We start from the raw sequence: 25,534 nt of genomic DNA on the forward strand, positions 1-25,534 counted from the left end.
ATAGCGTTTACTATTTATAGAACACTACCGATAGCTGAAACTACTCAACTTAATGCCAAATCATATTACTTTGGTGATTTTTCATTCGTAACTAATCGCCATCCATGATCGAGTTTTTGTTTTGCATATTTGCCTACATAAAAAGTTCCAACCTTTATAAATTCTTTCTTAATTAAAGTTGATAAAAGCTTAAAAAATATTATTGAATGTTCATTCTCAGATATTGTCCCAATTGAACCCGCAATTAAAATACCCTCTTTAAATATACCTCCTTTTTCAATAACAATGCTTTGCGGATTCTGCATCTGATCAACTGCAAACTTCAAGCCTCCTTTTTTTGAGGAATTTCTCTAATGTTTATCCTTACCTCTTTAGGCAATATCAAAAAACTGTCTATTTGATTCCAATCTCCATTTGATACACAACCCAAATTTTTATATTCAGACATCGAATTGAACTTAGGTGTTAACGAGTCATCAAACATACCTGTCTGAAAATATTGAACAGTCTAAGAATTTTCAAATTTTTGAATTACAGATTGAATATCTGAAGCAGCAGCGAAAAAAAATATTTGTTTGCTTTTCATTGTTTATCTCTTTGGAATTAAAAGTAAATGATCACCAGGTGTTTGCTGTCTTATTCTTGCTGCATTACGAAGCTCTCTTGCTGTTAGCTTTCCATTTTTGTAAACATCAACTGTATTTATTCTTAGTGTTCTCCCGTCTTTTACTGCAGTGATATCTACATATGACCCACCCTTTCTTCTACCCCCAAAGGCTTTACTACCGGATCAGTAGAATGCCACCTTCCTAAGCGTGGATCGTAGATTCTTCCTCCAAAGTCTAAACTATTCCCATCTCCTTTCACTTCATTGTCATTCTCCTTTCCATTAAAGCCATATCGATAATACTTTTCTAACCCTCTTGCATTCGCTGGGTTTTCAATATCATTTATTCCATTATACGCCGGTGTCACAATAGTAATAATATCTGATTGCAGCGGATTCTTAATTGATTACACCAGACCTTTATTCATTGCTGTAAACAACTATGTATTTATCATCTATAACGCCCTGTAATCCTTCAAAAAAAATAGAATCATTTATTTGAAAGTCATTTGTAACAATCTTCTTATAAATTACATTTTTAGTAATCCTTTCTGCAACAGATTTACCTAAAATAATACTCAAATACATATCTGTCTCTAGGTATTCTGTGGTTTTATCTGGATTGAAAAGATGATTAAAAACTTTATCATCTATAAACAACCTAAAAAAGACTTCAGTTACGTGATACTTGGTTACATAAAACCATGCTTCCTTAAAAAAAACAGAAGCTTTATATCTAACATAATACTCCCTCAGTTCATCCAGACTGCCTATTTCGTCACTCTGATTAATACTGTCTTTTAAGTTTGATAGTTTATATTTTGCAAGATTATAATATAAATCGACGTATTTCTTAGTACTATCACTATTGTTTACATATTGCATAAAAAGCAAAAAGCTGCTATCTGTTTTAATACTATCGTAATCCCTGTCTATGTTGGTCAATAAAGTATCAACAACATTTAAAACTCCATTTTTATCATTTTTATTTTGTAGTGAATCAAACAAATTTAACGCCTGAAAAAAATTTGTTTTATCGTATAAGTAATAACGCCAGTGAACGTTTGATTGTGAGTTGTCCTTATATAATTTGTTTAGCATTGACTTATTTTTACATGAATAAAGCAACATCGCCATAAAAGCGATAGCAGCAATCAATTTATATAACTTAATTGTCTTTAGCTTTTTCAGTTGCACCATTAATTTCCTTTTCAGTTTTCTTATACTGGTTGTTAATTAACATGAGATGACCTCCTGCTAATTTCAACTCAGATAACTTTTCAGTTAAAATACCTAATTGTGCCGGATCTTTTATCGCATTCATATATGCATCACTGTCCACAGCTAGTACACTAAGACTATTTTTTTGTCCTTTTAAGGTTGTAGCTGTTTTAATAGCCTGGTCAAAACCATCAACTATGTTAGTGAAGTTGTATGAATTTTGTCCTAAAGTTTTTACTTCAACATATAAAGTTGTTTGATTCTTTTTATCAGTTAAATACTTGTATGTAGAGCCATCTGCATTATTAAACTCAATAGCAGGATCCCATGTCATTCTGCTTTTTGTAAACGGCTCTGTCACCCCTCTTTCTCCTGGCTTTTGAGCTGCCCTGATAGGTGTAAGCGTTAACTTAACATCATGACGAAGCGAAGATATAGAAGATTGGTTTTTATTGAAACTATATGTAGTTCTATTATATGGCAAGAATCCGACTGTTGCCCTCCCTGCAAAAACCACTTCACCGACAGCTCCTCTAAGAATATTTTGTTCACTTATATTTAAAGAACCTTCACCATAATATACTCGTCTTGTAAATAGTTCATAATGGATTCGCTTGAAATTACCAATATACATGGGCTTATTACTTACAAGCCATGTGACTGTTCTTTTTAACTGTTCTGGAGTTATTGGTTCTAAGCCATCAATATCAATAAATAAGATGGGATTATTACCTGCATACTGGTAAGGAGTATACCATGGAAAACTTCTGCTAAGAGGGTCTGTACTTAAAAAACGTCCTATTCTTGGGTCATAGATTCTTTCACCGTAATCTATCTGATTCCCAGTTCCCTTCACCTCATTATCATTCTCCTTCCCATTAAACCCATATCTATACATGCCCGAAGCCACCATCCTCCCCGGCATCTGCATACCGAAGGAATAGTAGTCCTGCACACTTACCACATCAGCCTCATAGTGGTCAATCAAAGAACTGTTTGGCTGTGAAGGTACAGCATTCTTCTTATCACTCATTACAGCTAACACATTGCCCAGGTGATTGCTTAATTCATACCTTTTCCATCCTCTTTGAAGGGTACCAACTGTTACAGGTCCCAGTAAAGAAATATTACTGGCAGTGGGCACTACATCCATATCTATATTCCTGATCCATAGCCCCAGCCTGGCGCTCCCGTAGAGGTGTTGCTCGGTGAGGTTGAGTTTGCCACCTTTTTCTTCATATACGGCCATTACATTTCCCTGGGCATCCCTTACATACCAGGTGGTAGCAGCACCGCTTCCTACCTTGCTTACCTGCTTACTGATCCTGTTGCCTGAAGCGTCATAACTGTACGTGATTGAAGTGCCATCATTTTTCAAAATGTTCCTGATCTTGCCATAAACGTTCCATTCAATCTTTTCAATATTTTCTGCTTCATCATGAACCAGATTGCCAATTGCATCATAGATGTAGTTGTCATTCTTTTGCCCTTCCAGATCTTCTGTGTAGAGACTGGCAATCACTTCATCCTTAACATGTCTTAACCTATTGTTCAACAGTTGGCCAGCAGCATCCCTGTTATAACTGTATTTCAAATCATCCATGGGCAGGCCTTTTTCTCTCTCAGCTCCATTTCTTAAGTAAGAAAGAATATTGCCGTTGCCATCATAGGTAACCTGCTCTTTGTAATCTTCGGTAGTACTCAGCCCTAGCCATGTATTGTTCTGTGCATCAAAGCCACGGTAAACATCCATACCTGTAAGGCGGTTCAACTGGTCATACCTGTAGTTGTACAGTTGTGTTGCACCCAGTTTGTCAATGCTCACAGCCATAGAAGAAATATTGCCGTTGTACAACGGCTTGTAGGCATTTGCATCCAGGAAAGCGGAATGACCGGGGAAAGGATTTACCCCAGTACCAATAGGATTGTAATCACCGGTAAAGTAATTTAAAGAAAATCCAAAGGCGTCTTTTGCTACTAAAAGGCCATCACCGCCCATATCCTGCTGCTGACTCGCCCCTATACTGTTCACTCCTTTGAACCAGCCCTGTAAGGTATAGGCATAATCCAATCCCTGTACCTGCTGGTGGCCAATGACTGCCTTGGCTAAGGGACCATGTTTATAATACAGGTAACGTGCTTCATGCTCTTCCAGATCCCTGTCGCCGATCAGGGATTTATTGTCCGTAGTATACACGTCAGTTAACCTGTTGTCGCCATCATAGCTGTACCTGTGGTAAAGTGCATCACTAAGTCCAGGCTGATAATGTACTTCGTTCACTTTGCCGGAAACCAGGTCGTATTTGTAAGCAATCGTTTTGAATCGATTGCCGCTATGGCTGGCCATCACACCGGTGCGGTAGGTTTGCAAAAGAGTATCTACATTGCCGTGAATGTCATAACCATAAGTAGTGCTGCTTTCAAATTCTTCATAGCGGGGTGTATAAATGGTCAAGTTTCCACCCACTCTTTTTACTAACAGGCGGTTGAAGTAGCGGGTATAACTTACCCGGTTACGCAATGTATATTCCTTCTGATTTACCGGCACCACACCTGCTACACCTTGTGTTAATTGAGGTGTGAGGTCTTTAAAGTCATATATTGTTTGTGTGACCTCTTCGGCCATCAGGCGCTGGCCATCTGTACCCGTATAGGTATAGCCAAACCAGGCGGCCAGTTGATTGCTGTTACGTGCCAGGGCATTAGTCATAACAGAAGGTTGTGGCTTTTTGCCTACTTCTGTGACCCTGCCCAAGCCATCGTACCGGGTATAGCTGAAGCTGCCTTCCAGCTTTTGCTGTGCATTCTGACTTACCACCAATCTGCCCAGCCTGTCGTACCAGAAGCGGCTAAGGCCTGCATCCGGTGTGCTTTGACTAACCACAGCGTTGAGGCTGTTATAGCGGTATACGGCAGGTAAGCCATGCTCGGGCACCAGCCTTTCACCCAACTTACGTTTTTGGGCTACCTGCTGCAACCATGCGCTATTACGATTGGGGTGAACGCCTTCGGGTGAAATCGTCTTCACCAGGTTTCCTGCCTGATCGTAATAATAGAGTGTATAGTGATATTCACTGACCGGATGGCTGACTGTAAAGCTTTCCAGGTCCAGAATGTTGAGGCATTTCTGCGAGTAGGCTTCCCTGAAGTTATTATTTAATGAATCCACATACAGGCGATATCGTTCGGTAGCTAAAACCGTGGCGATCTGCAAGCTGTCGGCACACTCGTCAGCATCCAGTTGAACAATTTCATCCATAGGTTCCGCTTTGCCACAAAGAGTGAACACAGGATCATATTCCGGTTTCGGACAAACATCAAGTGGAATACCACACTGATTGTAAAGACTGCGAATCTGTTCTAAATTCAAATGTGTACCTAAAGCATTGTTGATAAATGCAGTGAACACATCACAACGGGCAGCCGTGTAGTTCACGGATAGATAAGGCATTTTGCCTACAGGCGTTTGTGCAGTTATGCCCCAGAAAGTATATCCCTTATAGCCAAGATTTTCAAGATTCAGGCGAAACAGCAAACCATAGTTCTGGTTTTCCTGCGCACTGGTGTACAAATCCTGAATCAGACCAGTACAGGATTGGTTCAGGTAATCCTGATTACTGAACACGTCGCCTGTGCCGTTACCGCTAACAGGCACCAGTGTAAGTGCATTAATAGGACTTGTGGACGGGAGATTGCTCCAAAGCGTTTGATTCGGTATTACAGGACCGTCAAGTCTTTCAAAAATTCCATATACCGAATCAGTCCCCTTCCTGTAATGGGCTCCACAACAAGGATAAAACTCCACATGTTCCGGCTTGGCATAAAGATTCAAAGCGGCACTGTTAATGGTGGCATTCTGTGGCAGCACATTGAAATTGAAACCTACATTTTCCCTTAATTTAAACCAGCTGCCATTCGTCCATACCATAGCAGCTAAAGCTCCTGCAGAAGGGCCGGTAGCTTCCTGTACCACCTGTCCATAATAATTATAATACTGGAGCAAGTGGTTGATCTTCTGCACCGGAACCACTTTGGTTTCTGTAATAGAAGCGCCGCCATTTTGAGGATACTTTCTCAGAAAATCATTGAACAGCGTCTGCAATGTATCGCAGCAAGCCTCTACCTCATCGCTGAATGGCAGTTGGCGAAGTTTGTATCCACAGCCATTTACCATCCAGTCCATAAACTGCTCATAACTGTAACCACTTGTTTTGAAGTTCGTATTGAAATACCATTCAAACAGCGCCTTTCCAGAGAGCAATGAGTCAACCAGAATACGGTTCGGGGGGGCAGCAAGCATCATAGTGCCGGATGCGCTTAAGGTATTGAATCCGTAACTTTTAGATAATGTCTGAACACTGCTTTTTGAAAACGCCTGTATAGAATCGGGGAGTGGCGCTATGATACTGTCGGGCATTGCCAATACACTCACCTGAGTGTTCGAAAGTGCGGAAACTGCAATCGATAAGTTGTCAGCTGTTTCTTTTTCCTGCATGATGCTCATTGCCGGAGCGTCTGCTAGGCTCAATGGCACATTATTATCTGCTTCCTTGTATACTTTAACCGTTGCTCCTTTTTCAGGATAAGGAAAGTCAGCCAGAAAATTCTTATATGTGGTAATGAGCTGTTCGCAACTGATGTTATACGGTCTGTTGGTGCCGGTAGAAGGGACTACCACCTGAGCACAGGATGCTTCTGCAAGCTTCAGTAAGGTGGTATCAGTAGTAGCATTGGTACCCAGAACAGTTTTCATGCTATCGCAGCCTGCAGAAAAGTTCAAATAATCTGCAGCCGTGTAGTTAAAGCCAAATTTCTGGTTTAAATAGTTGGCAAAAATCCTGTTTATTTGTTGTTGCACCTCATCCTCTTCTGTAAAGGTTGGTACCAATGAAGGAAAGCGAACTTTAAAGCTATCATAAGCCTGCTTGAACTGTGAGCAGTCTATACAAATTTCACCCGTATTGCATTGCAGGGCAAACGGCAGATATATTGGCTGGGGTATATACTTGCAATTAATAGTGCCACTGCACAAGCCACGCAGGCTGTCGAGCGCGGACTGGCTGATATGAGTATTCCATTTTTTCTGCAGGTAATCGCTAAAGTTGTTATAGTTCCCTGCAACATTCGAGTACTGATTGAAGAGGGCATTGAGTTTTTCACATTCGCAATTTTCCGGTTTGCTCCACAGCGGCTTTTGAACACGGAACATAGGCTGGTTGTTGGGCAGGGGTTTATCGATCAGATAAGCATTGCAATTGTTATCAGCGATGCCCCACTGAGCATTATAATACCTGATTACTTCATCAAAACTGCGGAATTTATGTGTGCTGGCCGGTTTAACCGTACTGGCACCCATTATATGTTGTTCATCACCACCTTCTTTACAAACCTCTATCAACTCCTGCAATATGGTATTAGACTGCGCCTCAGTATAGTTACAAGCACCTAGCTGGTCCAACCAGCGTTTCGTATAGGCCTTACAGTTCTCCTCGACCATAGCCTTCAACCTGGCATCGGCTATATTTTTTCCATCCGCTTCACTGCTAGCATTGGCTACCAAGCCCTCTTCACTTTTAACCTTTTCCTGAATTGGGAACACGGGAACCAGTGGCTTGCAGGGATACGGCTGTACGCCAATCTGGCTGCGGATAAATTGATCAAGCCAAAGTTGCTTTTTATCCAGGTACATGTCACGGAAGATCCGCCATGCCATATCGAGATCGCCAACACACAGCAACTGATTATTGAATACATTGGATGGCAGGCTGTAGAAGTTGGTACAGCTATTGTCGATGGGTTCCGTGCATTTAGACAAAACAGTGGTTACGCTCCACAGGGATATGCCTTTTAAACGGCTGTCAACACCAGCAAAGGGTTGCTGCATGTAGTTTTCCATCTCTGTTTTGAAAACACTTAAGTGATGAGCTGTGTATAATGGATCGGAGCCGGCGGAAAATTGACTCGCTGGAGAAAAAGTACTGGCCAGCGGATTCAGGTAACCTTTCTTTATAGCCTGTTCATAGGTATCAGTTTTCCGAAAGTCTTCATCCCATAAGTGGCTATCCGCGTATTTTTCATACTGCTGGTAGTATTTAAATTCAGGATGCCTTTCCAGCAAAGCTTCTGCCCAGCTTTGCTGGAAATTATCAATATAAGTCTGCTGGTCCAAATCATTGGGTTTAGTAGGAACGCCATTTACATCTACAAAATCCAGTTTTCCTTCTTCATCCCTGTATTGCAAGGCAGGATCCTGCCAGATTTTCTTACCAGTAGCATCAAACGTATTAAAAATGGAAAAGCCGGTGCAGCCAGGAGTAACATCAGGGATGATATCAGGATCAGCGTATTGTCCAATTCCCGGAGTGAGGTCTTCCATCATTTGCTCGCGGTACATGTGCAACGTTGCCATATCCTCAGTGCCCTGGTCACAATCAGTCATGCGCTGACGAATGACATCTAATTGTTGCCGCAGCACTTCTTCGTATGTAAGGCAGGTATTTTGCTTCAGATATATATTGTCCTGGTAATACTGCAGGCCTTCCTGGCTGATGGAAAGAGTTTTGGTGATATTGTAGCTGCCTTCGTTCAGCATTTGGCTAAACTCTATATTCAGAGGATGAACCACACTGCATACCGTATCAATTTCGAAGAGCTTGAAATTGCTTTTTGAAATGACCTTAGGACTTCCTCCAAATTGCTGATTGTTGCAATCATCACTTATGGTAATAGTAAGGTCGTACAGGCAGTCGTAACAGATTTTTTTCTTCTGGCAATCATCCATCGTCATGCTTGTAGCACCTAAATCGTATCGGAAGATATGGGGACCGGCTTTTGTAACCAGCAATGATTTGGATAATTCAACCGAGGTGCCTTTCAACAGGTTGTTGCTGGGACTGAGCAGGCTTTCCGTTTGGATGGAATCGCGATAGGTGCTCAACCGCATCAGGTTCTCCGGCTCTTTACCTGCCAAGGCAGTAGCAACAGCGCGTCCATGCATATCAACATAACTAACACTGTATTGCCCGTTGGCATCACGTACCATGTTTTTCTGGTAGTGCGAGGCATCGCCGGCTTCTGTTCCAAAAAGAGCATCCAGGTCGGTTTGTTCCGGAGTACCATAATAATACCTGGTTTCATGGTCACTCCCAATCTGGAAATCCCTGCCTACGCCACCCTGACGGTAAATACGACCAGTATTATCCTGTGTATATTGAGTTTCTGTAAAAACATAACCTTTAGCATCGGGAATGAATTGATGCACTCCATTATCCTTTTCGGGGTTGTCCGTTGAATAGTATTGCGCCGCACCGCTGGATGTGCTCATGGCTCCCGCTCCCTTATCACAGTAATTAGACGCTGTCTGCAACGGATCGTAGGCATTTTTGTCGTATTCCCCACTATTGATATCTGCCTTATTGAAATTAGGAGTAAAGCCAATGAGTTTATTTAAAGTGGGTGCCGGCATCACCTGTATCACTGGCCTTCCCTGGTGATCATACAAGGTTTCAGCCACAATAGTAGTTTCCGTTGTATTATCTCGGGTAACTGTTTGACGGTTGCGCAAGCTGCCATCAAAGTATTGAACTACTGATTTACGTTTGCCTTCTTCAGCAAAAGTAGTAGTAGCCTGCCAGTTGAGCGTCCGTTCATGACCAGTAAAGTCATATCGTCCCAAGCCGCCCTCATTGATGAAATCTGAGCTCCAGGCGGTATACAACAATTCTCCATCCGGATTCTGTTGCACACCTCTTACCCTGTAAAATAAACTACCTTCCCCATCATAAAGCAAAGGCACCTGGCAAAAGGCTGCTTTGGTGGTAATCCGAGAAGCATTATTCTTAAAAATCAATTGAGGATCTAACCGACCTGCTGACAAATAGCGACCATTATCTAAAGCGGTCTTATCTATATAGGTCCATTCCACGTCATATGCTTCTGATACACGATTAGGCGTCCAGGTAATTTTTAACTCTCCATATTCAGCTACGGTACTTCCCTCATAATTAACTTTCTTAACTGCATTTGGAGTACAGGACATAGAGCCATTTACAACAGGATTCATCACATAGTCCCTGTCCACCTGTATTTTGTTTTCGAGTGTAAGCAAAGGAATAACAACACTGGAAGGAGCATATTCTATGCTTATGTCCAAAATCTTCAATTGCATGGAATAAGCACCCTGCAAAAAGAAAACATCCCTACTCTTGTAAGTATTGTTCCTGTTGTAATCCACTGAAAACATCTTTTCTTTCACAGTATCCACCAGGTTGTTTTTATCAGTATATACTGCACTCACCTTGAGGGTTACCCTAAAAGAGTCTGGCATGATCTGTCCGGTACTTTCGTTAATGCGTAGGCTAAGGACATTATTGACTGCACTGGTACGCAAAATAGAGGGCTTCAACATCGTATTGAAAAACACAGTATCTAGAACGGTAATTGATTTGCCCACTTTGATAGAATCACCAATCAAAGCATATGTATAAACCGGTTCCTGTTGCGCTTGTGCAAAATGGGTTAAAAACAAGCAGACAAGTGCAGCAAAAGGGTACAAAGCAACTTTTCTGAAGGGTCTCATAAAACAGTTAATTGCAGGTGGTTATTGAGCGATGTTCACTAATAATTGATAGCCATTAAAAGCTGGTTGGGTAAGAAACTCTTTTCCTTTCTGGAATATAAACTTGTCCTCTCTGAAATATTCATCACTAATCATTGCATCCGAATAATTTGAAAACTCAATGCTGATGCAATGGGTTCCACTTCCTGGCTTTTCTTCCGATGGCTCCCGCATATAGAACTTTACTTTGCGAATGAGATAACTATTCCGGTCATATTGCAATTCGTAGTAACTATAGGAAGACTCCGGCTTGAATCTCATTTTCAATATCCGGGTAGCGCCATCTAATTGACCCACCTGCATACTTTGAACATTTGCTTCCCGGAACAGTGAATCCATCAGAGGTGCCTGCAACACATTTCTATACTCCTGCCTGTTTCCTATGGCAATTGTGCTGTCCTGGTGATAAATGGTAAGATTGTAAAGGTTCCCCTGAACATATTCTACACTATCCAGCATCGCCCAGAACTTGCCGTTATGGATTTTATAACTACCATCGAGTTCTTCCAGGATCTCGGATGGTTTGATGCTATCCGTATAGGTATAATGTACCTGGAAACTTATATCAGGCACCTGGCGGTACACTTCAGATATTTTCAATAATTCCATCATCTCAAATCCCTTCTCTACCACCTGGGTATATGCGGTCTCATTTATGAGTTGCAATGCCAGTATCATCAATAATAATTTACAGTATTTCATCAGTCTGATCTTGTTTTATGGGTAACAGATAATTTCTATATGTATCATCAAATCTTATTATTCGCTATCCTTCAGAAGCGCACTTCTGGTTTCTTTTATGGTCATAATCCCCCTCTCGGTTTCTTTTTTCACCCGGATCAAGGTGCCGTCATCATCGTATTCATAAAAAGAAGCGTAATTGTTTTCATCCAGTTCAGCCATCAGACGCAGATTTACCGGATCATAAGCGTAGCTTTTCATATTACTGTTGAAAGGCTGCACCCTGATGTCATCCAGATATATTGTCCGACTCTGAGTGCCTTTGACACTTAAGTAAAGTTTCGTAGCATCTTCCGGAATGCTTACAACACTTTCATATCGTTGCCATCCTTCTATCCGCACACCGGTTTTTTCCAGCGACACAGTAGTGTTATTGCCTCTTGAATCAAAGCTCACCACAATGACATCCTTGAGTGCCGGTGCCGTATTACAATCTGTGCCTTCTATCTTCACCCAGGCACTTACAACCAGTTTGCTACCCTGAACAGGTGAGAACATCGGCCTAATGATATTCTGAGGTTTTGGATTATTAAGCTTGACACAGTAATATTTAATATTGCGAATGACCGATCCTACAGTATCTACAGTTGTCATAGAAGCAGGATAAAGAAAGTTCCTGGGTACCACAGACTTGATCAAATCGCCTTCACGGGACCACGTAAATCGAACATATGCATTGCTACTGGTAAAATGTGAATAGCTGATTTGTATATCATACAATTTAGCGGCCTCTAATGAAATTTTGGGACCACCTGCTTCCACATTTGCATTCATCGCATTTACTACAACTACACCATTGATCTTTACCATCATGCCTCCATCTGAAACGCCATATAAAGTATAGTTGTCTGTATAGGGAACCTGTATTTTTCCAGTCCATGCAACATCATACATCAGATTACACATACCGGATACAGGAGCCGTACTACCCCAGGCCATATTGATAGGCCCTTCCACCGTTGTTTGTGTTATTGTTTTGGTACCCGTCAAAATAATTTGTCCAAGTGAACATTTATTCACCGGGTAACCGTTATAAGTTCCAGTGAGACCTGTACCTTTACCAACAACAGTTTGCGTATAAACCGGCGTGGAGTCCACCCGTACAGATAAAGCTGTAGATACCTTCAAAGTTGTCGTATCTACAACAGGCATGGTTAACCTGGACTCTGAACCGGCCAGCACTTTCATACTATATTTCCCTGTATGGCTTTCTGCACTACTTTGCTCTACACCCTTGTTCCCTTTGATAAAGTCGAATTCTTTCGGACTGGAGCAACTTGCACAGTTATTTGTTCTATATGCATAGTCTTCAAATCCATCGTAGAGAGCTTCCCTATATTTGCTGTTTTGCGTAACTGCAACAGGAAGGGTCTGGTTATATCCATATAAACCTGAATTATAACGACCGAGCGGATCATAATTTTCCACTTCAAAACCTTTGCGATTGTAGAGAGACATGGCACTGTTCCATACCCATTTTACAGTATCTGTGGTGGCAGATAATCCAGTGCTTGAAAACTTCCAGTAAGGCTCAAAGATTTTCAACAATCCGTCGCGACGGATATCTGTTTGCGTGATGGCAGCATCGCTTTGCTCCCGGTCGTGATAATAGGTAAAGGCTCTATCAGTTCGCCAGTTACCCAGCACACCCCAACGGTAAGGGTTTATGGAAGTATCATTGATGTTGAACCTGCAGACTTTCACACAAGTATCTTTGGGGATCTTTGCATTGATCCAGATGGTGGGGCCTGTTGCGCCTTTGTTACAAAGGAAATAATTACCATTCTGAAACTTGGCTTCCCTACACCAACCCTGATAGTTTTCATTATTTCCGGCATAACATAAAAAGGCAATTCTGTCATATTTCAACGAACCAAAGGGCGGTTCGTTTTTTAACTGGAACAAAATCCCATTATTTCCATTATTGACAATATCCTGCATCAGCTGTTTGATGCTTACCTGGACTGGAGATTTATAATCAACTTCCACAGCATTTGTATTGGTTCCAACGTAGTTGTCATAATTGTTGCTATTTCCTGGAGCAACAGTCATTCTCTTAAAAAGAGAAGAATGATTGGCAGTCACATCTCGGTAGAACAACTTTTCGTTGTTCCAATCATTATTTCGCCTAACACAACTTCCAAAGACATTTCTATCAACACACTCCTGACTCCATAACGGAACCGGATTCCTCGGCTCTCTGCCATACACCTCAATATATGCGGAAGTAATCGTGCTGTTACCGGGTATATTCAAATCAAACTGAAGAAGGGCTTTTGTATTGTAAACATAGGTATGCCGGTCTGTTTGGGGTTTGATGACTTCTGTACCTGCGATCAATAAATTGGAATTGTTCGAAATAATATCAGAAGAAGAGTTGCCTGCCACATACCTTCTTTTAATCAATCGCACTGTTGGTTTAATCGGAATCAAGGTATCTTTTGTAGTAGTATAACAACTGTCTTCCTGATACAAACTGTTTTCCACGGCCCATAAATCCTTGTAAGTAGCGGCTGACGCATTGAACACTTTGGTAGTACTATCAATAACGATTTTAAATTGGCCAGGGCTAATTTCCCGAACAGGATTAGCCATTGACACAATACTTCCGGCACTGGCATCCAGCATATTTCTTTTACCAGACCTGAGAATACGCATGTAATTCACTCTGCCAGTTAAAGGCCTTCCATTTTCATCAATAAAATAAATACCCTTTGCCCTTTCCTTTCCTTTTGCTGCGTCTAATGCCCAAATCTTTGAGGGCAACGGCAATGTAAATATTGGAGGAACCAACTGAAGGCAATTAAACGGGCTAATGAATTGTTTTACTCCTTTGAGTTGGATCTCATCGCCACTCTCGAAAAATTGCTCTGTCGGAAACTCTTGATTATTTGTGTAATACAGCTTTCCATTGATTAGATTCAAATTGCCAAAAACAGCATCAATATTTTTGTAGGCCATCCCCATACCGTTGTACGCCCAATGCGCCGGGTAACTGAAGTTGTAAACAGGATCATTGAATTCATTGTTGGTCCTCGAAAGGATCACTTCACCTGTTTCTCCATCATACACCAGATTTTTGGTAGATACTACACTACCTTTATCAACTACCACAACACTATCCAGAATACCATAACGCTGTACCACTTTTACTGTAGCAGCCGACCGGAAACGAGTTTCCTCTCGTTGAGCAGGCCTCAAAAAGGAGGGGAACGGGATTACTGGTATAATCCCAAAACCAGGAATAAGGTCAATATTTGGTGAAACATTTTTTGAAGTGGAAAGGGAATATTGCTCCCGCATATCCATCATCACTTCCACATCCTTTCCTATGATACCATTTGGATTGATCAATCCATTAGCAGAATCAACTACCCATACATTATTATTTAAATGCTGTACCGTTGCCTGGTTATTGTCCACCTTATAATAGTTCCTGGTGTAATGTATTGGATGGACAGGATCATTTTCTGCATACACGGACTGGGCCTTTACGCGGCCGTTCATATCATTCAATTCAATTTTGAAACCCTGGCTAACGGTAAGAAAGCTTACTGAATTGATCTTTAGAAAACTGCTCAATTTTGGCCTGTATTTTCTTTTAGCTTCATCATCCAGTAAAGTATGCGTCACAAGGGTAGGAAAATCTTTTGTGGTGAAGTACTCTGTTTCTTCCCAGCCATTTGCAGATTTAACTTTATCATTGATGGTTCTTATCCGAACCTTGCTGTAGCCTACAGAAGCGGAAGAAAAAAAACTTTCACCAATAGGATTTTCACTGAACATATAATTGACAGGTGCCATTGGCGCTATTTTCTCCGCGTAAGCGATGGGTGTCCGGAATGGGTTTTCTTCCCCACCAATCATAGGTTCGTAACTGGCCACCCCACTACTGATCAAACGTATCTGCCCTCCTTCCTTTATAGTTGTGGTATAGGAATATTCTTGTCCATATACAGACTCTTTCATGCCAGCGGGAAAATTAGTCCGTTTGGTCATAGCATTCCAGTTATCAAAAATTTCAATGCGCTTTACACGCAGGCCACCACCATACTTTTTATAAGTTGGTACGTTCAAGCGGATAAATGATTTGGATAACTCAGTTTCCCTGCACCAGCCCTTTTCCCTGGCTTCCGAGCCAAAACCATTAACTGAATTTTGTATTTCTACAAATGAAGAGGCCAGCATTTTAACAGCATCACCTAAATCAACTTTATCGCCCAGTTCGGAAGATGGATAAGCTTTGGATGGCAGGTTCAGGCGCAGGAATTGAATAGCGGCTCTTGCCAATGGACTTTCATTGCCTACCCTTTCCAATTTCAGCCAAAACATGCTGCTGCCGGTCATCAGACCATAATCTTTTACTTTAGCGTACACCGGTACAAATTCATACCCACTACCCCATTTGTCCTTAGGAACTTTGACTGCCAGTTTGAAACCAATGTATTCATTGCCTTCAAGATATCTAGTGAACACATCATTTTTGCTTTCCAAAGGAATTTTCGATTTGATAAAGACAAAATCATAATCATCCACAGGTTTCCCTTTTACCGGATAAAGGCTTGAAACAGGTGTGCCCGTTTCACTTTCACCAAAACCTGCGATTTCAGTAAACACTGTTGCTCTTTTCTCCTGTACATAACTATAATCGTCCGATTCGTATGTAACCTTCATCCGTCCGCCAGAAGGCAGCTGAATTTCATCCAGACTCCAACTTGCTGCATAACGAGCTGTCGTTGCACTATCCTGATACACATATGGATAATCAGCATTGCTTAACCCTCCAGGGTTGAATTGAGGATCCTTATAGTTTCCCCAACGGTCGTAAGCTTTTACATTGTACTTTGGATTGTACAAATCAAGAGGTTTTTTATCTGCACCATCATGGTAATGAAAAACATAAGGGTTTTGCTTTCCTTTTTCATTACCATTGTATGTAAACCATATAGACTGCAAGGTCAGTTTTCCATTGTTGGTATCACCAGCGACTCCTTTGCACAGTTCATAACTGTAGGCAAAATGCACTGTTTTAACAGGCCGTGCATTCTTTCCGTTTTTTAGCAGATCCGACTTCACATAAAGTTCTATCCTATCAAGTTTTCGCAACCCTTTTGTATCATCCAGCCCACCATTTTCACCTTTAACAGAATACACATCTTTACGATCTGACGATGTCTTAAACAAGGCAATCATAGTTTTGGACTCAACAGAATGCCAGTACCACACTTCTTTCTTTCCGAATATATAAGTGCCCTTATCGTCGCGGTTATATGATTTTAGCCCTTCATTATAATTAGCTCTATCACTTTGATAAGGTGTCCGCCATTGGTAAGGATTTGCTTTTCCATATACTTTGGTATAATTGAATTTTACAGCGTCCCCCAAATCATCTTCTGTAATGCCATCACCCTTGATATCCACGTAATCAGGGGAGACAATACCAGTCAGTAAAAAAGAATGAGCATAGGCAGGAATAATCTCTTTTGAAAAGTAACCATCCTTACCTTCCGGATTATTAACATTGTTCTCTGTCCCTGGCGTATATTTTACCAACCCAGCTGCCAAGTTTTGAGGTTCTTCTTCTTTCTTTACTGCAAAAGTTGCATCTACCTGTTCCAGGTTATAAGCAGGAAGTCCATAAACATAGCGTCTCCCATCACCATTGAGAACATCGATTTCAGAAAGGTGATGAGGCTTTCTGTTTTCATCTATCCTTGGCTCAGAAGCAACGATATCCTTACAATCGCCAACAGGTATTGCATTTTCCTGGTATGATTGTATCAGCTTATCTAAGCCAAATTGACTGGCCTCTTCTGCATTTAAATAAGAAATCACCTGGCTCCTTTTGTCCCTTTGCTTTTTAACAATGGGATCCTTGACTTCAATTTCCCGAACAGGATTGAGGCCATTGTATACCAGTAATTTATCAGTTGCGGTTATGCCTTTTTTTGTTCCATCCAGTTTTACCCTTATCAAAGAATCATCACCGATCGATTGATAATATGCAACTGTATTGCTTGTCTTTTCACCCGGATTCCGAAAATAAACAGGCTGGAAGGTGGTGTCTCTACTTTGAAAGCCTATTCTTGAAATCATTCCATTTTGTCCTGTCCATGGAGTATTTTGGGAATAAACAGAGGAGTTAATGATTTCAACACCTGTATGCAATATGCCTCCGCCGCCCAGATCAACTGAGCCTGTTCCACCAGTGCTTTTTGTGCGCATCAGATGATCATGTACATAACCCGCATCACCCCTGTAGGGCCGGAACATTCCACCCGTACCTTCACCACTGATCGAGTAGATATCGTATGTATATTGAGGAATGGCAATGTGCGGTGTAGACTTTTCATTGAACTGAAGCTCCTTTTCACGGTTAAAATCCAGCAGTGCCCTCTTGTTATTTCCTTTATCGGAAAAATATAAATAACCGTAAGCTGGCAATTTCTGCTTTTGATCAACAGGATCGATATATTGTTTGCTTACATAACCAGTAAAGTTCAAACTGGGATGCACCAAATAAACTTCTCCACCACCTTTAAGGGTAAATGAATAATTATAACTGGTGTAGGGCATGGAAATAGATGGGGTGTAAGAAGGAATAGCAAAAGACATCCCCACCAGGTCCCATGAACTGGAATTCTGATAACCATTCCTTTGCTGGCTTTGGGTTGTGTATTTATTAGTTCTATACTCTGCTGACAGTTGCAGTGAAGATATACCTGCTCTTGAGTTGTAATTTGATCCGATAGAAACTCTTCCGGTTTGGTTATTTGATTCCTGATCCAATCTAAACCCAATACTTCCACCGATATTGAGACCACTTTGCGAATTGTTGCTTATGGACAAAGAGCCTGTGAGCGGACCATAAGCATTTTTACCGCTGTTGATACTGGCACCGATACCATAATCCAATCCCCAACCATTGTAATTGTTGTGAAAAATGCCAGTATTTGCATTCAAACCTATCGGTGTGCCTTTTACCTCTGCACCTCCAGCCACGCTTACACCCACAGTCTTATTTTCCTTGATGTTTTGCGTTTTGGTAATGCTGTCCTTTCCATTAAAATCATCTGGTAACCCCCTCATGTTTCTATTGATGGTTCCGGGATTGATATTCCATCCCAGACCTACCCAGCTTGCATCCTGATCCATTGATATTCCACTGCTGAAATGAATGTTGATTGGATAGCCACCCACATCCATTAGAGGTATATTATAGGAAAAATCTCCCGTAAATAAGTCAACCAGATTGTTGGAATTGACACTTTGGAAGCTTTGCATTTCAGGTTGGCCTGGGCCACCAATACTGGTATGGTTTGGCTGTTCTACTGGCTTTTCGAGATGAATAGCAGTCTCATGGTTCCAATCATTTTTTCCATTCAATATTCCCTTCTGCCCGATGTACTTTTTTGTGAGAGCGGGAATGCGGAATGATGCATCTAAAGGAGTTGATGGATATGATTTAAGTCTACAAATTGAGTTTTGTGGTGTCATTGCCGACGCAATGGAAGGCAGCACTAATTCGAAATAAAGCACAAAGAATAATAAGCCAGCGATCTTACGATGCTGCCCGGCAAAGAACTGAATCATAATTTTTCAAAGGGTTTAGATTGATATGATGGCTTAGTTTTGGTTTAGTCGCAATTCTGCAATATGTATTTATTCCTCTGGCTTACGATATTCAAATCGCAAATGCCAAATTTCATTTCGTGAATTTTTTATTTCAAGTAAATAGAGGTGTTTGTCTATGAATTCATAATGATCACGCACGTTGAACTTAACAAGGTTTTGACCTTTTATTAAGGGTATCGAATCGATATCAAAAGAAAAGGGTCGTTGCCTAGTTGACGTCAAATCAAGACATGAGATATGCCATACGCTATCTTCTGAATCATTAAAGTAATCGAACCTGATCTCGCCAAAAAAGAGCGCAAAACCGCCCTCAACATTTTTCTCCAGTTTTGCGTATGGCAAGTTCCTCTGTAAATTATCAACCATTCTTGATTGCTTCATATTGAATTGCCAGGTTTCACTTTGTGCAACCTGAACGCTATTATTTTTTGCAGTGACCCTCCAGGCATATTGCTTGTCAGCTTGCAGGGCTGGAGCTGAAGAGGGATATAATAAGTTGGTTGCAGGAATACTTTGCCGGATGAAAACAGGAAGGTTCTTTTGTATCGCATCCTCTGCTGTTTGACTGGCAAATATTTCAACTAGCTGTAAATCATATGTAAGGTTGGTAAAAAGACTTACCGGCGCGGGTGGCAGCCAGCTCAATTGGGGGCAGCTTACTTCAATTGCTGCCTGATCATATGGATATATCAATTGAGGAGGGCTTATCGGTTCAACCGTTATTTCCTGGCATTCTTCAGCAATATTCTCAACATCCTCCGGAAGGTGCCTTAAAAACCTGTAACAAACCTCAAAGTTGCCAACTGGCAACAAACCACTTGGTGTTTGATCAATATTATATGCAGCACTCAGGATATTATATTGAATAGGCGCAAATGATGAAGCATTCAATTGCTTAGTTCCGGACGGTAGCGTCAAAGGCTCGGTCACTGCACTTAGAACGGGTCTGCCAGCTGAGACATCTGACATGATCACTTCAATATGAAAAGTAAGGTTGGTATTATTAATGTTGGAGACTGCCATGTTCCACAATTGACTTTTTTGGACCATTCCTACTGGTGCTGTCTGCAGGTTGATCAATAATTGTGCTTCACAACAAAGACTAACAAGCAACGAACTTAAGATCATTAATTTCTTCATTGTTTCATTTTATTATTTGAAATACCTTGTGAATCCGATGCTATAAAACTCATTTTTTCTCAAGGTTTGATTCCATGCCGGCAAATAGCCTTTTTCCAGCAATAAATTAAGAGCTCCGACTTTAGGAATATCTATTTGAGTATTAGCATAAAATCCAATCTTTGTAAAATTTCGGTTTAAATTATTAACCTTAACTCCGAATCCTAATGCATCCTGCTTCCTTACTTTGGTAGCAACTCCGGCATCGACAACATTCAATGTATTGATCCCATTAGCAGTACGAGCTATACTTAAATTAGCAGTATGAGATGCGAACAGAAAACTTTGATTGAAGTAATAATTTGTTGAATTAAAGTATACAAACCCACTATCTTGAACATCGTTGTAAAATCGGTTGAACATCAATATGGAAGAACCCTTAGCTGCTCCTAATTGATACTGGTGTTTCACAGTCATATTGAAGATCTGATATCTATTTTCTACAACCAGACTGTCCACTACCGCATATTGAGAAGACGGTAAATAACCAACAGAGATTCCAGGCCAACGACGTTTTTGAAAACTTAATACGACACTTTTGAAAACAGTATTAGCGCTATATTTTTGTTGTATATATGGATTGCAGAAATCATTTTTTCTTATAGAAGCCTGCAAGTGAACGTTCTTTCGATATAGATACTGGTCAAGCCCTATATTCCAGCTAATTGATGCTGCGTTAGAATGATAGTATGTGAACGCCTGGTAATTGATTCCACGCTGCTCATAATTTGCGTACACTTTTGAACGGGTTTTTGGGAAATTAGACTGCAACTGAATTGAATAAGCTCTGTCTTTCTTATCTTTCAAATCGAAAGCTCCCCTTTCTTTTTGAGCTGTAGAAGCTGTCATTTCAGGCACAGCTGACTGCGCCACTTCGAATCTAAAAAGGTGATTTCTTCCAACGATCTTTTGAAGTTCTGCACTGAATCCATATATACCTACTGCCCTGGAATTATTAGGTGAAGGCAGCTGTTTCTTTCCTTTAAGCATTGTAAGTATGATATGAGTGCCTTTGATCTCTCCATAACCTAGCCTTGCAGAGATTAATGATTGAGGAACACGTTTCGCTTTATTATAAACAAAGTCTCTTACTCTTAAATCAATAGCACCAGCTACAACCGCCGCATATAATTGATGATAATTATATTCATAATGTACACCACGGACATTTGTATTCCTTAATGTAAGATTACTGAAATTGGGTAATGTTCTGCCAATAGCTAAAGATTGAACTCCTCTTGATGCATTAGCAATCTGCTTGATAAAACTTTTTGATATGCCATGCTTTTGAGCAATCCTGTCAATTTCTTCCTGAGCTCGTAAATCATTAAGATCTCCATTCAGCAACAGTTGTAGATTTCTTACCTCTTTTTGATTATTTATGTATACCTGAAATAAAGAGTCATATAACTTTTTATAATGATCATTTTCTTCTTCAACTCTATTATAATTAATAACAAAAGCCTTAGCCTTATTCAATGCAGAATCTGTCTTATCATTTATAGCACAAAAAGTACTAGCATTGATCATCAACTCCTTAGACTCAACAAGCTCCCTTATAACTGATGAATCATTTAGCCAGTGCGTATATTTTGAGAGTCTATATTCGGTCACATTAAGGGCAGGTTTGATGTAAGGATTCTTCAATTGTTCTAACAACTGCTTATAGTATCTACGCACATTATCAGCACGCAAACGCTGAAATTCAGATTCATTATACTCTATTCGAAAGTCCCGATAATCTCTGAAGAGTGAAGAATTGCTCTCTCTCTGAAAATAAGTGAGCCGGAAAGGAATTTTTTGCGCTACTGTTACATTTACCTCAATGTTGAGCATGTGTTGAGAGATATCACGCTCGATAAATGGCGTGTCAACTCCTGAACGATAGTTCCAACTATAATTTATGCTTCCTCCGTTAAACTGCAGGGTTGATTTTGAAAATTGATTAGAAAAATGACTTGCTATTTTATATTGATTACTGTAATAATGAGACGTATCCTTTGCTAATAGGGGAAAACTATTTACCCTTTTCATGAATACAGAATCATAAGTTGCAAACTGTCCTTTAAATAGTTGAAGATGGTAAATAGAGTCTAATAAGTGCAGGCAAAAAACCGAATCAGAACTATTCTTACCAAAAGCTGGAATATACTGCGCTTTTATTGGCAATGAAAAGTATAAAAGTAGAAACAATAACAAAAACAGACATGGCCGTCTGATTGTTTTCATAGTTCAGGAATTAGTTTCGGTTGTGCTATTACGTTAGCAAAATAACACATCTTAGCATATACTGCCAAGTAAATTATTTTTTTTCTTGTTTTTTTTAAATACTGCTAGCTTGCTACAAAGACAGATACATCCTTTTTATTCATACATTATCTTTAATTCAACACGTCTGTTTTTAGCTTGACCTTCTTTGGATGAATTATCAACTAGTGGTTGGATTTCTCCATAACCAATTGCTTGAAGTCTGAATTGCTGAATGCCTTTTCCTTTCAAATACAGTAGTACTTCTTTTGCTCTAAGCTCACTTAAGATCTTGTTCATTTCTTTGCTACCCTTATCATCAGTATGTCCTTCAATTTTTATTTTAATCACAGGGTTGCTGAGCAATAAACCAGCCACTTCATCAAGAACTGAAAATGATTTAGGAGAAAGTTTGTAACGGCCAGTTTGAAATGTAATTCTTTTAGCCGCAGTTTCTAACTGCTCTACTATTTTTCTTGGTGCGAACGGACATCCAAAGTTTTCCTTACTTCCAGATAGATTAATACAACTGTCTTCATTATTACTGATACCATCCAGATCATTATCAGGAAAAGGACATCCCTTGTGAGCAACCGAACCTGGCAATTCAGGGCACAGATCCTGTTCATCATTGAGTCCATCATTATCTGTATCAGGTATCGGACAACCACTGTATTTTACAAGGCCAAATTTTTTTGGACATTTATCTTTACTATCGATTATCCCGTCTCCGTCTGTATCCGGGCATCCCGATAAAAGTAATGTGCCCGCTTCACTGGGACAAGCATCCTGATCATCAGGAATGCCGTCCTGGTCCTTATCAACAGGTACATTCTTCATTGAAACTACATTTCTGGATTCGTTTAACTTCTTTTTTTTACCAACAGCACCTGCAATTCCTAAACTATAATAAAATCCAGAGTTAAAGCTTTGATTCAATGTATGATGATATTGTGCTGTCAGCAATAAGAACATGCCTTTGTAGTTAAGTTGCATTCCCGTGCCAAAAGGCAAATAGACCTGATATTCATTGTTATATAATGCTGTTCCTGAACCAAATGAAACATAGGGCTGTATCCATTTGTTTTCAGGAAGTATTCTTGCTCTTAAACAAATATCATTTGTTAATAAGAAGAGTTGATTTTTCTGTAAGTTGGAACGTTTAAAACTACTATCGGGAAAAGAACCGTTTAGCTGAATTTGCAAATCCAGACTTTTAATTATACCACTAATAAAGCTAATGCCTATACCTGGATTAAATTGTTTAAAATGGTAGGCTTTCTGACTAATCTTGAAGTTGTTGATAAAACAATGTATATCTAATATTGAAGCCTGTTTATAAGAACCTTTTTGACAGAAAACAGTAAAAGTCAGACAATTCAGCAGAGAAAAATAAATAACTTTTTTCATTGTTGAATACGGAAAAATATTTGTTTGTGTATGCTGAAGATAAAACTTATACTGTGATCAAATGCTTACACTTGATATTTATTGGCAACTTACACTTAATATGGATACCTTATTGTTTTTATCCAAAGATGTTCTGCATTTATAAATATAGATGAATGGTAATCATATTAAAATACCCATTGCTCCTTTAATCAATTTTGTAGATTGATTAAAAAGGAACAGGATCGCTGCTGATCAAGCGCAGTAACGATAACACAATCGTCCAAACCACTGATGTAGCTTCTTCAAGTGTTTTGGTATCAGATTCAACTGCAACCATCCCATACGCAAACCTGGCAAACGCAACAGCTTACTATGTAGAAGTAGGTGCAGGCGCTTTCCGTGATGCTGCCGGCAACAACTTTGCAGGCAGCAGTGGTACCACCAGCTAAAACTTTACCGCCCTTACACAAGGAGGAGGCTCCACAAGCGATACCCTCAAGGTCATGAACTGGAATGTAGAGTGGTTTGGCAGCACCCAGAATGGACCAGAGGATGACAACCTGCAGGAAACCAATGTGAAAACGGTAATGCAAAATGTGAACGCGGATGTATATGCGCTTTCAGAGATCGTGAACATTACCCGCCTCCAGAATATTGTGAACGCCATGCCTGGGTATGCTCTTGTTGTTTCAAACTTCTACTCCCTGGCGCCCAATACCTCTGATCCGGATTATGCCAATGGTCAAAAGCTGGCTTTTGTGTACCGTACTTCCGGGGTAAACAAAATACGCACCTATAGTGGTGTTGTGGTAAAAGAGTCATTATCACATAGCCCTTAACCAATCCATATATACTCAACCCCGTTCCTAAGTGAGCGGGGTTTTTGTTATCAACTTCTTGCACTTACTCCCCATCTCACTTCGACACTGTGAAGTTCCGATGATTGAACCTGGTTATTATATTTAGCTAAAACTCGTGTTTTTTATATAGTTCTGGCGACTTATATAGTTGGTAATTGAAGATACGCCACGGCAAAGTCCTTCTGCTCCTTTAGAACCGTACGATAAATCAACAGAAGTGTTGTAAATAATCAATTGTTTATACCAGCCATTAATATTTAATTTTAAAGCAACAATAAAAGGCAATGGGAAAATCACTTACCACTGTGCTTACGCTGGTTAGTGGCATTAGCTGGACGCTGGTGTACCTGCTGATCATTTATCGTTCCTACCGGGATAAAACCTATGGTATGCCTTTTTGGGCACTGGCTTTTAACTTTAGTTGGGAATTGATCTTTTCCTTTGTGCTGGCTACTCCTCCCATAGGGCTGCAAGAAACGATTAACCGGGTCTGGTTGGTCTTTGATGTGTTTATCCTGGTTACTTACTTTATGTATGGCAAAAAAGAATGGCCGTCCTATCTTTCCCCAAAACTATTTTATCCCTATTCACTCCTGGTACTCCTGACCGGCTATTTTTTTGTTTACCTGATCTCAGTGGAACTGGATCATTCACAAGGCATGTATGCAGCCTTTATCCAGAACCTAATGATGTCCTGGCTGTTTATAGCCATGCTCAACCGCAGAAAAAGTTTAGAAGGCCAGTCCGTGGGAATAGCTCTTTTAAAAATGATTGGCACGCTGGCCCCCACTATAATTTATGGGCTCAAATCCAACTTTGTTTTATTCCTGGGGATAGGCTGTTTTGTTGCCGACCTGGTTTATTTGATCCTGCTCATGAGGATACGCCACTTGAAAAATCATTCCTATTAACCAGATCCTCAATGTCTTCCGGGCGCTCATGTAAACGCCCTCCCCTGGCAACAGTAGAAGTTCCGGTACCGGGCCTTTCGAATGAATGATCATTCATTTATATTTGTCATCTTTTTCTTGAGCT

12 protein-coding genes are annotated in these 25,534 nt (G+C 40.4%); 3 read left to right on the forward strand and 9 right to left on the reverse strand.

Features of this window, described 5'->3' with window-relative positions; all coding sequences use genetic code 11:
* Window positions 1–65: 65 nt before the first annotated feature.
* The 9 genes from OCK74_RS12155 to OCK74_RS12195 all read right to left on the reverse strand — a co-directional run bounded on the left by OCK74_RS12155 (window position 66) and on the right by OCK74_RS12195 (window position 23,657).
* Complete coding sequence (locus OCK74_RS12155; RefSeq protein ID WP_279297316.1) at window positions 66–326, reverse strand: hypothetical protein; 261 nt, start codon at window positions 324–326, stop codon at window positions 66–68.
* A 415-nt stretch (window positions 327–741) separates the two neighbouring features.
* Complete coding sequence (locus OCK74_RS12160; protein WP_279297317.1) at window positions 742–975, reverse strand: RHS repeat-associated core domain-containing protein; 234 nt, start codon at window positions 973–975, stop codon at window positions 742–744.
* A gap of 52 nt (window positions 976–1,027) precedes the next feature.
* Window positions 1,028–1,807 carry a hypothetical protein gene (locus OCK74_RS12165; protein WP_279297318.1) on the reverse strand — a complete coding sequence of 260 codons (780 nt, stop codon included), beginning with the start codon at window positions 1,805–1,807 and terminating at the stop codon, window positions 1,028–1,030.
* Window positions 1,776–10,406: an RHS repeat-associated core domain-containing protein gene (locus OCK74_RS12170; protein ID WP_279297319.1), complete on the reverse strand. Its 8,631-nt coding sequence runs from the start codon at window positions 10,404–10,406 to the stop codon at window positions 1,776–1,778. The genes OCK74_RS12165 and OCK74_RS12170 overlap by 32 nt, the downstream gene beginning before the upstream one ends.
* A 21-nt stretch (window positions 10,407–10,427) precedes the next feature.
* Window positions 10,428–11,147 (reverse strand): LolA3 family protein, encoded by a 720-nt coding sequence (locus OCK74_RS12175; RefSeq protein ID WP_279297320.1) that lies wholly within the window; start codon window positions 11,145–11,147, stop codon window positions 10,428–10,430.
* 57 nt (window positions 11,148–11,204) lie between these two features.
* Entirely contained in the window at window positions 11,205–18,779 is a 7,575-nt protein-coding gene (locus OCK74_RS12180; RefSeq protein ID WP_279297321.1) for a PA14 domain-containing protein, read from the reverse strand.
* A 69-nt stretch (window positions 18,780–18,848) separates the two neighbouring features.
* Window positions 18,849–19,961, reverse strand: a complete 1,113-nt coding sequence (locus tag OCK74_RS12185) for a hypothetical protein (protein ID WP_279297322.1) — start codon at window positions 19,959–19,961, stop codon at window positions 18,849–18,851.
* Between the two features lie 12 nt (window positions 19,962–19,973).
* Entirely contained in the window at window positions 19,974–22,034 is a 2,061-nt protein-coding gene (locus OCK74_RS12190; RefSeq protein ID WP_279297323.1) for a hypothetical protein, read from the reverse strand.
* A gap of 330 nt (window positions 22,035–22,364) precedes the next feature.
* Window positions 22,365–23,657, reverse strand: coding sequence for an OmpA family protein (locus OCK74_RS12195; RefSeq protein ID WP_279297324.1), 1,293 nt, complete (start codon window positions 23,655–23,657; stop codon window positions 22,365–22,367).
* Between the two features lie 257 nt (window positions 23,658–23,914).
* Here OCK74_RS12195 and OCK74_RS12200 point away from each other — a divergent pair, with 257 nt between their 5' ends.
* From OCK74_RS12200 to OCK74_RS12210, 3 genes are all read left to right on the forward strand, one after another.
* Window positions 23,915–24,088 (forward strand): Ig-like domain-containing domain, encoded by a 174-nt coding sequence (locus OCK74_RS12200; protein WP_279297426.1) that lies wholly within the window; start codon window positions 23,915–23,917, stop codon window positions 24,086–24,088.
* A gap of 54 nt (window positions 24,089–24,142) precedes the next feature.
* Window positions 24,143–24,478 (forward strand): exonuclease/endonuclease/phosphatase family protein, encoded by a 336-nt coding sequence (locus OCK74_RS12205; RefSeq protein ID WP_279297325.1) that lies wholly within the window; start codon window positions 24,143–24,145, stop codon window positions 24,476–24,478.
* A 305-nt stretch (window positions 24,479–24,783) separates the two neighbouring features.
* Entirely contained in the window at window positions 24,784–25,410 is a 627-nt protein-coding gene (locus OCK74_RS12210; protein WP_279297326.1) for a transmembrane-type terpene cyclase, read from the forward strand.
* The last annotated feature ends 124 nt before the right edge of the window (window positions 25,411–25,534 follow it).

The sequence above is a fragment of the Paraflavisolibacter caeni genome (assembly GCF_025628885.1).
Taxonomy (GTDB): Bacteria; Bacteroidota; Bacteroidia; order Chitinophagales; family Chitinophagaceae; genus Flavisolibacter; species Flavisolibacter caeni.